This window comes from Mesorhizobium sp. M7A.F.Ca.CA.003.01.2.1 (assembly GCF_003998945.1).
GTDB classification, from domain to species: Bacteria; Pseudomonadota; Alphaproteobacteria; order Rhizobiales; family Rhizobiaceae; genus Mesorhizobium; species Mesorhizobium ciceri.
In genome coordinates this window covers 1-577 of sequence record NZ_RZRA01001589.1, presented here as the reverse complement: position 1 = coordinate 577, position 577 = coordinate 1, and the positions used below count along the sequence as shown (strand labels likewise).

The 577-nt window shown below is 67.6% G+C and carries 1 protein-coding gene; it reads right to left on the bottom strand.

Going from position 1 to position 577, the window contains the following annotated elements; genetic code table 11:
• The coding region (locus EN969_RS34390) for a GTPase (protein WP_206525374.1) at positions 1-577 on the bottom strand (577 nt) is incomplete at both ends.

Below are 577 nucleotides of genomic sequence, written 5' to 3'. Positions count from 1 at the left end.
CCGCTGCACCGCCTCGACGCCCTCGCCGGTGACCGCCGACAACAGCATCGGCGCGCGGCCGGCAGCGCGTTTCAGCGAGGCGACCTTCTTCTTGCGCGCATCGGCGTCGAGCGTGTCGACCTGGGAAAGCGCCAGGATCTCGACCTTGTCGGTGAGGCCATGGCCATAGGCGTCGAGCTCGGCTCGCACGGTCTTGTAGGCCTTGCCCGGATTTTCCTCCTGCGCCGAAACCAGATGCAGCAGCACACGCGTGCGCTCGACGTGGCCAAGGAAGCGATCGCCGATGCCGACGCCCTCATGCGCGCCTTCGATGAGGCCCGGAATGTCGGCGATGACGAATTCGCGCGCGTCGATGCGGGCAACGCCGAGGCCGGGATGCAGCGTCGTGAACGGATAGTCGGCGATCTTCGGCTTGGCTGCGGTGACCGCCGCCAGGAATGTCGACTTGCCGGCATTGGGCAGCCCGACCAGCCCGGCATCGGCGATCAGCTTCAGCCGCAGCCAGATGTTGAGCTCTTGCCCCGGCAGGCCGGGATTGGCGCGGCGCGGCGCCTGGTTCGTCGAGGTCTTGAAATGC